This window comes from Streptomyces sp. NPDC029956 (assembly GCF_055574655.1).
The window spans coordinates 68,515-80,955 of sequence record NZ_JBVHZJ010000024.1; the positions used below are offsets into that span (position 1 = coordinate 68,515).

General features: G+C 71.4%; 14 protein-coding genes. 4 read left to right on the forward strand and 10 right to left on the reverse strand.

Annotation, left to right across the window (positions count from 1 at the left end; translation table 11 throughout):
• Positions 1-126: 126 nt before the first annotated feature.
• The 5 genes from cbiE to ACZ4XX_RS20540 form a co-directional block, all read right to left on the reverse strand.
• On the reverse strand, positions 127-1,359 hold the full coding sequence (gene cbiE, locus ACZ4XX_RS20520; protein WP_468509276.1) for a precorrin-6y C5,15-methyltransferase (decarboxylating) subunit CbiE: 1,233 nt from the start codon (positions 1,357-1,359) through the stop codon (positions 127-129).
• 67 nt (positions 1,360-1,426) lie between these two features.
• Positions 1,427-2,062, reverse strand: coding sequence for a GNAT family N-acetyltransferase (locus ACZ4XX_RS20525; protein ID WP_468509277.1), 636 nt, complete (start codon positions 2,060-2,062; stop codon positions 1,427-1,429).
• Between the two features lie 196 nt (positions 2,063-2,258).
• Entirely contained in the window at positions 2,259-3,116 is an 858-nt protein-coding gene (locus ACZ4XX_RS20530; RefSeq protein WP_468509278.1) for a MetQ/NlpA family ABC transporter substrate-binding protein, read from the reverse strand.
• 93 nt (positions 3,117-3,209) lie between these two features.
• Positions 3,210-3,878 (reverse strand): methionine ABC transporter permease, encoded by a 669-nt coding sequence (locus ACZ4XX_RS20535; RefSeq protein WP_406056682.1) that lies wholly within the window; start codon positions 3,876-3,878, stop codon positions 3,210-3,212.
• On the reverse strand, positions 3,875-4,942 hold the full coding sequence (locus ACZ4XX_RS20540; protein ID WP_468509279.1) for a methionine ABC transporter ATP-binding protein: 1,068 nt from the start codon (positions 4,940-4,942) through the stop codon (positions 3,875-3,877). The genes ACZ4XX_RS20535 and ACZ4XX_RS20540 overlap by 4 nt, the downstream gene beginning before the upstream one ends.
• 573 nt (positions 4,943-5,515) lie before the next feature.
• On the opposite strand from ACZ4XX_RS20540, the gene ACZ4XX_RS20545 reads away from it, so the two are divergent.
• A complete protein-coding gene (locus ACZ4XX_RS20545; protein WP_468509280.1) occupies positions 5,516-5,878 on the forward strand; it encodes a hypothetical protein in 363 nt (120 codons plus the stop codon).
• Positions 5,879-5,880: 2 nt separating this feature from the next.
• On the forward strand, positions 5,881-6,315 hold the full coding sequence (locus ACZ4XX_RS20550; protein ID WP_468509281.1) for a hypothetical protein: 435 nt from the start codon (positions 5,881-5,883) through the stop codon (positions 6,313-6,315).
• A gap of 1 nt (position 6,316) precedes the next feature.
• Here the strand turns inward: ACZ4XX_RS20550 and ACZ4XX_RS20555 are convergent, their stop codons facing one another.
• The 3 genes from ACZ4XX_RS20555 to ACZ4XX_RS20565 form a co-directional block, all read right to left on the reverse strand.
• Positions 6,317-6,820, reverse strand: a complete 504-nt coding sequence (locus tag ACZ4XX_RS20555; RefSeq protein WP_468509319.1) for a GNAT family N-acetyltransferase — start codon at positions 6,818-6,820, stop codon at positions 6,317-6,319.
• Positions 6,821-6,856: 36 nt separating this feature from the next.
• Complete coding sequence (locus ACZ4XX_RS20560) at positions 6,857-7,414, reverse strand: sigma-70 RNA polymerase sigma factor region 4 domain-containing protein (protein WP_468509320.1); 558 nt, start codon at positions 7,412-7,414, stop codon at positions 6,857-6,859.
• Positions 7,415-7,565: 151 nt separating this feature from the next.
• A complete protein-coding gene (locus ACZ4XX_RS20565; RefSeq protein WP_468509282.1) occupies positions 7,566-8,762 on the reverse strand; it encodes a glycerophosphodiester phosphodiesterase in 1,197 nt (398 codons plus the stop codon).
• 220 nt (positions 8,763-8,982) lie between these two features.
• Here ACZ4XX_RS20565 and ACZ4XX_RS20570 point away from each other — a divergent pair, with 220 nt between their 5' ends.
• Positions 8,983-9,654, forward strand: coding sequence for a lysophospholipid acyltransferase family protein (locus ACZ4XX_RS20570; protein ID WP_187622686.1), 672 nt, complete (start codon positions 8,983-8,985; stop codon positions 9,652-9,654).
• A gap of 91 nt (positions 9,655-9,745) precedes the next feature.
• On the opposite strand, the gene ACZ4XX_RS20575 is transcribed toward ACZ4XX_RS20570, so the two are convergent.
• The gene (locus ACZ4XX_RS20575) at positions 9,746-11,290 is read right to left on the reverse strand and encodes an MFS transporter (protein ID WP_468509283.1); all 1,545 of its coding nucleotides are present in this window, start codon (positions 11,288-11,290) and stop codon (positions 9,746-9,748) included.
• Complete coding sequence (locus ACZ4XX_RS20580) at positions 11,287-11,838, reverse strand: TetR/AcrR family transcriptional regulator (RefSeq protein ID WP_468509284.1); 552 nt, start codon at positions 11,836-11,838, stop codon at positions 11,287-11,289. Before ACZ4XX_RS20580 ends, ACZ4XX_RS20575 begins: the two co-directional genes overlap by 4 nt.
• Positions 11,839-11,922: 84 nt before the next feature.
• Between ACZ4XX_RS20580 and ACZ4XX_RS20585 the strand changes: the two genes are divergently transcribed.
• A complete protein-coding gene (locus tag ACZ4XX_RS20585) occupies positions 11,923-12,432 on the forward strand; it encodes an HAD domain-containing protein (protein ID WP_468509285.1) in 510 nt (169 codons plus the stop codon).
• Positions 12,433-12,441 lie beyond the last annotated feature (9 nt).

Here is a 12,441-nt window from a genome sequence, read left to right on the forward strand (position 1 = left end):
ACAATCGGCCAGCCTACCTGCCCCGACGGGCGGCACGGTCACGGGTGGGGGGTGCCGGGACCAGGCGTGAGGGGTGCCGGGACCAGGCATGAGAGATGCCGGGACCAGGCCCGGGAGGGGCCGGGACTAGGCGTGGGCGGTGTCGGTCCTGCGGCCGGAGAGCAGGAAGACGACCGAACGCTCGCGTTCCGACCAGTCGTGCGGATCGAGTCCGACCGTCTGGAGGAGCAGGCTCTCGACGGTGTAGCCGCCGTCGGCGAGTGCGGCGCCGATCGCCTCGGCCTCGTCCCGGGTGGAGGCGTGCGCGACGATGCGTTCCGGCCGACGGTCGGTGCAGGCGGTGACGACGGCGACCCCGCCGGCCGCGATACGGACGACATCGGGCTCGGGCAGGTTCTCCAGGACGTGCGGGGCCCGGCCGCGCACGGTCTGGAGGGGTACGCCGTGGCGGCGGGCGGCCTGCTCGGTGCGGCCGCAGGCGGTCGGGTCGAGGTCCACGGCGATGACGGCGGCGCCGAAGCGGGCGGCCTCGACGGAGAAGGCGCCGCCCGCGCAGCCGACGTCCCAGACGAGGTCGCCGGTGCGGGGCCCGAGGCGGGCGAGCTGGGCGGCGCGCAGGGACGGGTCCTCGCCCGCGCGGGTCCGGGTGTCGCGCGGGGCGGGGTCGTACTCCTCCGTGGGCAGGCCCCAGCCCCGGACCGGGGGCGCCGCCGGGTCCTGGCCCATCAGCCAGGGGGCGGCGGGGGTTCCGCCCGCGGTGCCGCCGATGACGAGGACGACGTTCGGGTCGCGCCAGTTGTGGTCGGCGGCCTTGTCCGAGGTGAGGACGGATACCTGTTCGCGGTCGGTGCCGAGCTCCTCGCAGACGACGAAGGTGCGGTGGACGCCGTCGAGGAGCAGGGCGAGTTCGGCGGGTCCGGCGCCGGGCGAGGTGAGGACGGCGACCTTGGGGTGGGCGCGGCAGACGTTGACGGCGCGGCGCAGGGTGCGCTGGTGGGCGACGACGATCCGGGCGTCCTCCCAGGGCATGCCCGCGCGGGCGAACGCGGCGGCGACCGAGGACACGGCGGGGACGACCTCGACCTCGAGCCCGTGTTCGGGGGCGCGCAGGGTGCGGACGACGCCGAAGAAGCCGGGGTCGCCGTCGGCGAGGACGACGGCGGTCCCGCGGTGGCCGGCGATGCGGCGGGCGGCGAGGTCGACGCTGCCGAGGCGGATGCGTTCGGCGGCGGGCGGGACCTCGGGCAGCGCCAGATGGTGGGCGGCGCCCGCCACCAGGGTGGCGGCGGAGAGCGCGGACCGGGCCGCCGCGGTGAGGGGCGAGCCGTCCCAGCCGATCACCGTGACCCGGTCGGCCATTCGTCGTCTCCTGGTGTCGTCGCAGGTCGGGGGCGTGCCGAGCGTACCCCGGGTGGGGCCTCGGGGCTCAGCTCCAGTCGGTGTACGAGGAGTATCCGGCCTCGGCCATCTGGTCGGCGACGCCGTCGAGGTCCTCGGGGAGGAGGCCCCAGACGATGAAGTCGGTGCGCAGCTCGGTCCAGCTGCCGTCCTCGGTGCGGGTGCGGGCTATGCAGGCGTTGCGGAGCACGCCTTCGCTGATGCAGCCGATCTTCTGGGCGACCTGCTGGGAGGCGGTGTTGTCGGCGGCGGTGCGCAGTTCGAGGCGCTCGAACTTCTGGTCGCCGAAGAGCCACTGGGCGGTGGCGAGCGAGGCTTCGGAGGCGTAACCCTCACCGCGGGCCCAGGGGGCGACGATGTAGGAGAGTTCGGTGGAGCGGACCCGCCAGTCGGTCTTGCCCAGCTGGATGATGCCGACCAGGCGCTGGGTGAGGAACTCGGTGACGGCGAGGTCGATGCCGCGGCCCGCGGCGCGTTCGGCGGGCGCGTACTCGCTGATCCAGCGGCGGGCGGCCGCCTCGGTGAAGGGCTGGGGCACCGCGGTCCAGGCGCCGACGAGTTCGTCGTTCATCATCTCGGCGAGGGCGGGGGCGTCCGCCTCCTCGAGCGCGCGCAGCACCAACCGGTCCGTGTTGATGGAGATGTCCGGAAAGGTGGTAGTCATGCGCAGCTCCATGCCGTGAACCGTCCGAATCGACCGTGAACGCACAGCATGCAGCATGGGGGCGCCGGTGCGCATGGTCGGGTCGGTGTCGGGTGGGGGTGTGGCGAAGGCCCCGCGCACCGGACGGGGTGCGGGGGCCTTCCTGCTCAAGGACTGTACGGGGGAACCGGTCTGACGGTCCCTCGGACGCCGGAGTCTACTGGGCGGCGCCGAAGGCGGGGATGACCGAGCCCTTGTAGGTGTCCTCGATGTACTTCTTCACCTCGGGCGAGTTGAGGAGCTTCGCGAGCTTCTGCACGCGGGCGTCCTTCTCGTTGCCCTCCTTGACGGCCAGGAAGTTGGCGTACGGGTTGCCGTCCGCCTTCTCCAGGGCGATGGCGTCCGTGGCCGGGGAGAGCTTGGCCTCGATGGCGTAGTTGCCGTTGATGACGGCGGCGTCCACGTCGTTCAGGGCGCGGGGCACGGTGGCGGCCTCCAGCTCCTTGAACTCCAGGCCCTTCTTGTCGGTGATGTCGGAGAGCTTGGCGTTGGTGCCGACACCCGGCTTGATGGTGATCAGGCCGTTCTCGGCGAGCAGCTGGAGCGCGCGGCCCCCGTTGGTGGTGTCGTTGGGGACGGCGATGGTCTGGCCCGCCTTGATGTCCTTCACCGACTTGATGTTCTTGGAGTAGAGGCCCAGCGGCTCCAGGTGGACGTCGACCACCGGGACGATGTGGGTGTTGTTCTTCTTGTTGAAGTCGTCGAGGTACGGCTTGTGCTGGAAGAAGTTGGCGTCGACCTGGCCGGACTCGGTGGCGGTGTTCGGCAGGACGTAGTCCGTGAACTCCTTCACCTCCAGCTTCAGGCCGGCCTTCTCGGCCAGGTTGTCCTTGACGAAGTTGAGGATGTCGGCGTGCGGCGTCGGGGACGCGGCGACGACGAGCGCCTTGGAGGTGTCGCCGGAGCCGGCCGAGTCCTTGGACCCGGGGTCCGAGGAGGTGCCGCAGGCGCTGAGGCCGAGGGCGAGGGCTGCGGTGGCGGCGATACCGGCGGTGAGCTTGATGTTCTTACGCACGAAGAGTGCCTCTTTCCGGTGGTGCGGTGGTCGCCTGGACAACAAGTCCGGGCTGTTCTTCGAAAGGACGAAGTCTGGGTGGCCGGGGGGCCGTTACGCGGTGCGGCCCCGGCGGGCGAGGAGTCGTACGACTCCGTCGCCGATGAGCTGGACGACGGTCACGATCAGGACCAGGACCACGACGGTGACGAGCATGAACGTGGTGTCGAAGCGCTGGTATCCGTAGGTGACGGCCTTGGAGCCGAGGCCCTCGCCGCCGACCGCGCCGGCCATCGCCGAGTAGCCGATGAGGACGATGACCGTGGTGGTGACGCCCGAGATCAGCGAGGGCAGGGCCTGTGGGAGCAGCACCTTGCGGACGATGGTGGGGATGCCGCCGCCCATGGCCTGGACGGCCTCGACGAGCCCGTGGTCGACCTCGCGGATGGAGGTCTCGACGAGGCGGGCGAAGAAGGGGATGGCGCCGATGGCGAGCGGCACGATCATCGCGGTGGGGCCGATGAAGGTGCCGACGACGAGGGTGGTGAAGGGGATCAGGGCGATCAGCAGGATGATGAACGGCAGCGAACGCCCGATGTTCACGATCGCACCGACGACCTTGTTGACCGGCAGGTTCTGCAGCAGTCCGCCCTTGTCCGTGAGGACGAGGAGGACGCCGAGCGGAAGGCCGCCGAGCACGGTGACGACAGTGGCCCACAGGACCATGTAGAGGGTGTCGACGGTGCCCTGCTCCAGCAGCGGCTGCATCTCGGACCAGGTCACTTGGCACCTTCCTTCACGAGCAGGGTCGCCGCTTCCTGGACAACCGTTTCTTCGGTGAGCGTCTCCTCGACGACCTCGACCTGGAGGCCCTGCTCGCGCAGGAAGCCGACCGGGACGACGTTGTCCTCGTACCGTCCGGGAAGTTCGATCCGCATCCGGCCGATCTGGCGGCCGCCGACGGTGTCCATCGCCGCCCCGAGGATCGAGATGTCGATGTTGTACGTGCGGGAGAGCTGCGAGATCACCGGCTGGGTCGCGGCGTCGCCGTGGAAGGTGACGTCGACGACCGTGCGGTCGGGGCCGGTGTGGGCGCCGCTGACCGGGAAGAGTTCGGCCGCCAGCTGGGAGCCGGGGGTGGCGAGCAGTTCGCTCACGGTGCCGGACTCGACGATCCGGCCCTTCTGCATCAGCGCGGCCGAGTCGCAGATCGTCTTGACGACGTCCATCTCGTGCGTGATGAGCAGGACGGTGAGGCCGAGCTGCTGGTTGAGGTCGCGCAGCAGCTGGAGGATGGAGCGGGTGGTCTCCGGGTCGAGGGCGCTGGTGGCCTCGTCGGAGAGCAGGACCTTGGGCTCGCCGGCCAGGGCGCGGGCGATGCCGACGCGCTGCTTCTGGCCGCCGGAGAGCTGGCCGGGGTAGGACCTGGCCTTGTCGGCGAGGCCGACCAGGTCGAGGAGTTCGAGGGCGCGGCGGGAGCGCTCGGCTCCGGAGACGCCGAGGATCTCCAGGGGAAGCTCGATGTTGTCCTTCACCGTGCGGGAGGACAGCAGGTTGAAGTGCTGGAAGACCATGCCGATGCTGCTGCGTGCCCGGCGCAGCTCCTTGCCCGCGCGGCGGCCCTTGCCGGCGAGGGCGGTGAGGTCCACGCCGTCGACGGTCACGGTGCCGGAGGTGGGGCGCTCCAGGAGGTTGACGCAGCGGATGAGCGAGGACTTGCCGGCGCCGCTCTGGCCGATGACGCCGAACACCTCGCCCTCGCGGACGTGGAGGTCGACACCGTCCAGAGCGGTGACCTGTCGGCCGCGCGACTCGTAGACCTTGGTCAGGCCCGAAGTGGTGATCACAGGGGGTTTCCGTCACTGTCGAGTGCGCGACGCGGGGTCCGTCGTGCACGGGGCATTCGTCTTCGGACAGGCAGGCGCACGGAGGCCGGTCCGGCGGGTGGCCGGAGTCTCGGCGGTGCGCTGGGGCGGGCACGGTCCGTCGCCGGAAGGCGGGAGGAACGGCACGGCCGTCGGTCTCGCTTCGGGGCGCGAAACTCAGGCGGGGACCCTCAGAAGGCGCACATTCGACACATACAACGAGCACCGGGCGTGTGGATCGCCTCGGTCGCAAGGGTGCGGCTGCTCGTCGTGGTCATGTCTGCAAGTAAAGCATGCGCAGGTGCGAACGAAAGGGGGCTGTCCGAATAGCGGACGTCATTGAGACGCCATGCGGACACTCCGGAGGCCCTCGTTCCGCCCGCTCTGCCCGTGTGGCCTGCGGGGACGGGCACCTCACGCCGGGGCCCGCGAGGGGCGCGCCGGGGCGGTCACGGGCGTCGGCTGTGGCACAGGCCACGGTCCGCGCGGCTGCCCGCGGCGACGGCGCGGGGGGCGAGCGCATCGGGCCATTCGCACCGTAATACCCTCGGGCGCATGCTTGACGCCCTGACGGTCGCGGTCTCCGTGGCCGCGCTCGCCCTCGCCGCCTGGTGCGGCTTCGCCGCCTTCCGCGACCAGTCGACCAAGGACTGGCACTTCATCGGCATGGCCGTGGTGACCTTCCTCGTCCTGGTCCAGCTGATCGTCGGGATCGTGCAGCTGACGCGCGGCGAGAAGGCCGAGGAGGGCGCGACGATCTTCGTCGCCTATCTGCTGGGGGCGCTGTGCGCGGTGCCCATCGCCGGCTTCATGTCGCTCGCGGAGCGCAGCCGGTGGGGTTCGGCCACGGTGGCCGCCGGCGCGGTCGTCCTGGCCGTGCTCGAAGTGCGTCTCCACGACATCTGGACGGTGGGCTGACCATGACCGGGACGCAGGAGAAGGCGGCACAGGGCACGAAGGCCCGTCTCGTCACGGGCCCGGGCATCCTGCTGGTCTGGCTCTACGGCGTGATGTCGGTCGGCGCGGTCTCGCGCTCGATCTACCAGATCGCCACCGAGTTCGACCGGGCGCCGCTCGCGTACACCCTGTCGGCGGTGGCCGCCGTCGTCTACGCCTTCATCACCTACACGCTGGTGCGGGGCGGGGAGAGGGCCCGCAGGGCGGCGCTGGTGTGCTGCGCCGCCGAGCTCACGGGCGTACTGATCGTGGGGACCTGGACGCTGCTCGAGCCGTCCGCCTTCCCGGACGCGACGGTCTGGTCGGACTACGGCTACGGCTATCTCTTCATTCCGGTCCTGCTGCCGCTGAGCGGCATCTGGTGGCTGCGCCGGTCGCGTACCGCGACGGCCGCCTGAGTCAGGCCGCGGCCTTCTCCAAGGTCACCAGGGTGAGCTTGGGGCCGAGCTCGCGGGTGGCTACCTGCGCGTACCCCTTGCTGCGGTAGAGGCGCAGGTTGCCCTCGCTGCGGTGGCCGGTGAAGAGCTGGAAGCGCTTGGGCGACGGAGCCGGCTGCACGGCCGCGTCGGCCGTCTCGGCGAAGTGGCGCTCGATGCCGTCGAGAAGGCGGCCGCCGAGGCCGTGCCGCTGCATCCGCGGGTGCACGATCAGCTTGGCGATCCGTACCGTGCCGTCGTCGTCGAGCCGGGCCCGTACGGAGGCGACGACCTCGTCACCGAGCCGGGCCACCAGCCCGTACCCCTCGGCCAGTTCCGCGCGCAGGGCGTCGAGCGACTGGGTGAGCGGTTCGATGGACCAGTCCCCGTAGAGCTCCGCCTCGCTCTGGTAGCAGAGGTACTGCAGCTTCAGGATGTGCTCCGCGTCCGCCGCGTCCGCCGCTGAGATGGTCACACTCAGGCCCATGTGTGCACGCCTCCCGCTCATCTGTCGATCATCGGTTTACCGCACCCTTCCCCGTCGGCCGGGGGCGGGAACCTCTGCAGCCAGCATTCTGCGCAGGCATCCCAGGCAACGGGAACGCATCGGCCCCAGACTGCCCTGTGAGATACCCAACTCTCCTGCGATTTCCCGGTACGTGGGGTCCTCGGGATCGAGCATCGCGGTCAGCACCCGGGGGCAGCGGCCGGGGGTCCTGGTGACGGCGGCGCGCAGGGTGCGGCGGCCCTCGGCGGCCATCAGCGAGTGCTCGGGGGAGCCCTGGGGCCCGGAGGTGCCCGGGTCGTGGCCGGGCTCGTCGCGGTAGGGGCGTTCGCGGTCGCTCGTCCTGCGGGCCCGGCGGGCCTCCGCGCGCACCGCGCGGCGCAGCCACTCGGCGGGGCGCTCGGGGGCGGTGCCCGTGTCGCGGAGCTGCTCCAGGAGGCGGAGCCAGACGGCCTGTTCCAGGTCGCTCGGCTCGACACCGGCGGCCGGCGCCTCGGCGTCCGACTCGGCGGCGAGCAGGGGGGCGAGGGCGGCGAGGAGCCCGGGGGCGGCGTCCTCGACGGACTCGGGGTACATGGGGGTGGTCACGGGTGCGGTCACGGGGGTCGTCATGCACCGCAACATGCCGGGGCACGCGGGCATGGTTGCGGTTCGGGCGCCAAACCACCCGGGAGGAGGTCGTGCGGGCCCGATCGGCGGACCCGCACGGTCCTCGTGGACGCGGCGGTCAGTCGCGGGCGGTGAGGTCCGCGGCTCCCAGCAGGGCGGTGTCCGGGTTGTCGGAGAAGATGCCGTCGATCCCCGTCTCCAGGTAGCGCTGCAGGGCCCCGAAGGAGTCCCCGTACGCCGTCGGGTCCGTGCCCCTGCGGAAGTCCGCGGGCAGGAAGGAGTTCTCGTTGCGGTGGGTGTACGGGTGGAGGATCAGGCCCTGCGCGTGCGCGTCGCGGACCAGGGTGGTCGGGTCGCCGAGGCGGCCGCTCGCGTCCTTGGGGATCACCAGGTCGAGCGTGGGGCCGATGCCCTTGGCGTACGAGGCGATCCAGCGCAGGCCCTGGGGCGTGACCAGGTCGGCGACGGTCCGCGGGTCCCCGGCCCGGACGAAGTCCCAGGGGCGGCTGGTCGCGCCGGAGAGCAGGACCACGCCGGGCGAGTCGACCAGCTTCGCGAGCCGCTGGATGCTGGTCGGCTCGAAGGACTGCAGGAACACCGGGGAGTCGGCGCGGTGGCGGCCGTACCGGCGGAGCAGCTTGGCGAGGCGCTCCTCGAGGCCCAGGCCGAGGGAGCGGAAGTAGGTGGGGTGCTTGGTCTCGACGTGGAGCCAGATCTCGCGGCCCCGGCGTCGGCCCTCCTCCTCGGCCCAGCGCAGCACCTCCTCGAAGGTGGGGACCGCCCAGCGGCCGTCGTAGAGGGTGTTCTCCTGGCGAACGGCCGGAATGCGCTCCTTGGCGCGGAGGGTCTTGAGCTCGGCGAGCGTGAAGTCCTCGGTGAACCAGCCGGTGAGGGAGACGCCGTCGACGCTCTTGGTGGTCTTCCGGGACGCGAACTCCGGGTGGTCGGCGACGTCGGTGGTGCCGGTGATGTCGTTCTCGTGACGGCAGACCAGGTGCCCGTCCTTGGTGGGGACGAGGTCCTGCTCGATGACGTGGGCGCCGAGGTCCAGGGCGTGCCGGTAGGAGCCGAGGGTGTGCTCGGGGCGGTAGCCGCTGGCGCCCCGGTGGGCGATGACGGTGGGGACGGGCAGGGAGCGGTAGCCGCGGCCGTGGCCCCGGCCCGCCGCGGCGGACGGGGCCTCGACGGTCCCCGACGCCGCCGCCTGTGCCTCGCCGCCGCCGGCGGCGAGGGTCGTGGAGGCGCCGAGGACGGTGGCGCCCGCCGCTCCGAGAACCGTGCGCCGGGCCGGGATCCGGCGTTCGCCCTGGGTCATGTGGTGTCCTCCTGTGTCATGTCCCGCACCTGTCGACGGGTGCCCCCGACGCTAGGCATCGGGGCCCTACGGGCGGCAGACCTACGCCGAACATGGCGGAAACACACGTCAACACTGCGTATCCACTCGGTGAACCCGATGTGCGCACGGACGTGACCCGCGAGTATCGTCGCCAGCTGCACCGTCAGCTCGACTGACCCGCGTCCCACCGGAGGAACCGTTGTCCCGTCTCGCGATCATCAAGGCAGTGCTCGGGCCGGTCATGCGCCTGATGTTCCGCCCCCGCGTGGAGGGCGCCGAGAACATCCCGGGGACCGGTCCCGTCATCCTCGCCGGCAACCACCTGACCTTCATCGACTCGATGATCATGCCGATCTGCCTGGACCGTCCGGTCTACTTCATCGGCAAGGACGAGTACGTGACGGGCAAGGGCGTCAAGGGCCGGGCGATGGCCTGGTTCTTCACCAGCGTCGGCATGATCCCGGTGGACCGGGACGGCGGCCGCGGTGGTGTGGCGGCCCTGATGACCGGCCGCCGGGTCCTCGAGGAGGGCAAGATCTTCTCGATCTACCCGGAGGGCACCCGCTCCCCCGACGGCCGTCTGTACCGGGGCCGTACGGGCATCGCGCGGCTCACCCTGATGACGGGCGCGCCGGTGATCCCGTTCGCGATGATCGGCACCGACAAGATCCAGCCGGGTGGCGCGGGCTTCCCGCGTCCGGGCCGGGTGACGGTCCGCTTCGGCGAGGCGATGGAGTTCTCGCGGTACGACGGGATGGACCGCGACCGCTATGTGCTGCGGGCGGTGACGGACTCGGTGATGGCCGAGGTCATGCGGCTCTCGGGCCAGGAGTACGTGGACATGTACGCCACCAAGGCGAAGGCCGCGTAGTCCCCGCGGACGACCGCTCGGTCCTGAGGGACAGGTGACGGTGCCCCGTACGGCCTTCCGGCCGTACGGGGCACCGTCGTATACGTCGGCGTCAGTGCTCGACGCCGTCCTCCAGCTTCTGGCCCTTGAGCAGGAACCAGGCCGCGACCGCCGTCGCGAGGAGGACCGCCGCGCCGACGCCGGCCGCGATCCGCAGACCGTCGACGAAGGCCTCCTGGGCGGCCGACACCAGGGCCGTCGCCGTGTCGGGGGCGAGGGCGCCGGAGGCCTCGACCGCGCCGCCGAGCGATTCGTGGGCGGCGGACGCCACGTCCGAGGGGACGTCGGCCGGCGTGGCGAAGCCCCGGTAGACGCCCGTCACGATCGAGCCGAGGACGGCGATGCCGAGCGCGGCGCCCAGTTCGTACGCGGTCTCGGAGACCGCTGAGGCGGAGCCGGCCTGGTCCTTCGGGACGCTGGACAGGATCACGTCCGCGGTGACGGTGAAGGCGAACCCGGCGCCCACGCCGACCACGAGCAGAGCCGCACCGAGGAGTGGGTAGCCGGTGTGCTGGTCGAGCGTCGTCAGGACCGCGAGCGAGAGGCCGACCGCCGCGAGACCGCCGGCCACCACGGACCGTACGGAGAAGCGGCGGGCCACCAGACCCGCGATCAGACCGGCCGTGACCGCGCCGACCGCCGCCGGGAGTTCGGCGAGGCCGGCCTCGAGGGGCTGCCGGCCCTGGACCAGCTGGAAGAACTGGGACAGGAAGAACACGAGGCCGGAGAGGCCGAGGATGGTCAGCAGGTCGGCGAGTACGGCGCCCGAGAACCCGCGGTGGCGGAACAGCCGCATGTCCAGGAGCGGCGCGGGCAGGGTCAGCTGCCGGCGGACGAACCAGGTCAGGGCACCGGCACCGGCCAGGGCGGCGACGCCCGCGTCCGCGGTCAGGCCGTGCGAGGCCAGTTCCTTGATCGCGTAGACGATGCCGATCAGGCCGACGAGGGAGAGCGCGACGCTCGGCAGGTCCCAGGGACCCGGGCTGGGGTTCTTGGACTCCGGAATCAGCTTGATGCCGACGAAGACGAGGACCGCCATGACGGGCAGGTTGATGAGGAAGACCGAGCCCCACCAGAAGTGCTCCAGGAGGAAGCCTCCGACGACCGGTCCGACGGCGGCGCCGGCCGAGGCCATGGCGCCCCAGATGCCGATGGCGAGGCTGCGCTCGCGCGGGTCGTGGAAGAGGTTCCGGATGAGCGCCAGGGTGGACGGCATCAGGGTCGCGCCAGCGACGCCGAGCAGGGCGCGCGCCACGATCATCATCTCGGGGCTGGTCGCGTAGGCGTTCAGCACCGAGACGGCGCCGAAGGCGGTGGCTCCGATCAGGAGCAGCTTCTTGCGGCCGATGCGGTCGCCGAGGCTGCCCATGGAGACCAGGAGTCCGGCGATGACGAAGGAGTAGACGTCACCGATCCAGAGGAGCTGGGTGCCGGACGGCTTCAGGTCCTCGGAGAGGAAGGGGGTGGCGAGTCCCAGCACCGTGGCGTCGACCGCCACGAGGAGGACGGCCAGGACGAGAACGGAGAGGGCGAGCCACCGGCCGGGGCGGCGCACGCCCTCGGTATGGTCCGTGGTCCTGAGGGTGCTGACGGTCACTTCTCCACGCTCCTGCGCGCTCCGCCGAGCAGCAGCTCGGCGATCATGTACTGAAAGTCCTTGGCGGCGACCCTGCCGTCCTGCACGGCCCAGGCGCCGGAACCGACGAGCCCGTAGAAGGCCTCGGTGAGCCAGGCGGGGGTCAGATCGATCCGGAAGGCGCCGCTCTCCTGTCCGCTCCGGAAGAGCGCGGAGACGCGGGCGTCGATGCGGGCCCAGCCGACGTGCTGCTGGTCGCCCTCGAAGAGCTGGTTCTCGGTGACGAGGAACGACAGCAGGGGTGCGACGTGCTCCACCTCGGCGACGAGCCGGCGCAGGGCCTCGTCTTCGGGCCCGTCGTCGAGCCCGGCCCGGTCGAGGGCGCCTTCCATCTCCTGCAGCCCGTGCTCTTCGAGCGCCCTCACCAGGGCGTCCCGTCCGGCGAAGTGCCGGTGCAGCGTGGCGCGGCCGATTCCGGCGGACCGGGCGACCTCGTCCATCGTGGCGGTCGCCTTGCGGGAGAGCAGGGCGGCGGCTGCGTGGAGCACCTGGGTGCGATCGACTGACATGAGACGACCATACACCGAATGAGACGTTCATGTCTCATTCAATAATTCGACGCCTCACCCGGGCGGGAACGGAATGCTGTGAACATGACGAAGCCACTGCTGCTGATCGACGTCGACGGGCCGCTGAATCCCTACGCGGCGCAGCGCGAGCGGCGCCCCGAGGGGTATGCGACCCACCGGATGCGGCCGGGCGGCTGGTTCGGGACGAAGCCGCTGCGGGTGTGGCTGAATCCGGCGCACGGGGGTGAGCTGCGCGCGCTGGCGGAGGCGTACGAGCTGGTCTGGGCGACGACCTGGAAGGGCGAGGCGAACGACTGGATCGGGCCGCATCTGGGTCTGCCCGAGCTGCCGTTCGTCGACTGGCCCGTGATGCACGGAAAGGCCCCTCGCGGGACCTTCTGGAAGACGCAGTACATCCTGGAGTACGCGGCGGGGCGGCCGTTCGCCTGGGTGGACGACGACATCACCCCGTACGACCGGGAGTTCGTGGAGCAGAACCACCTCGCCGCCGCCCTGCTGCTGCACGTCGATCCCCGGCTGGGACTGCTCCGGCCGGACTTCGACGCGCTCGCGGACTGGGCGGCGGCGCTGTGACGCGCCGAG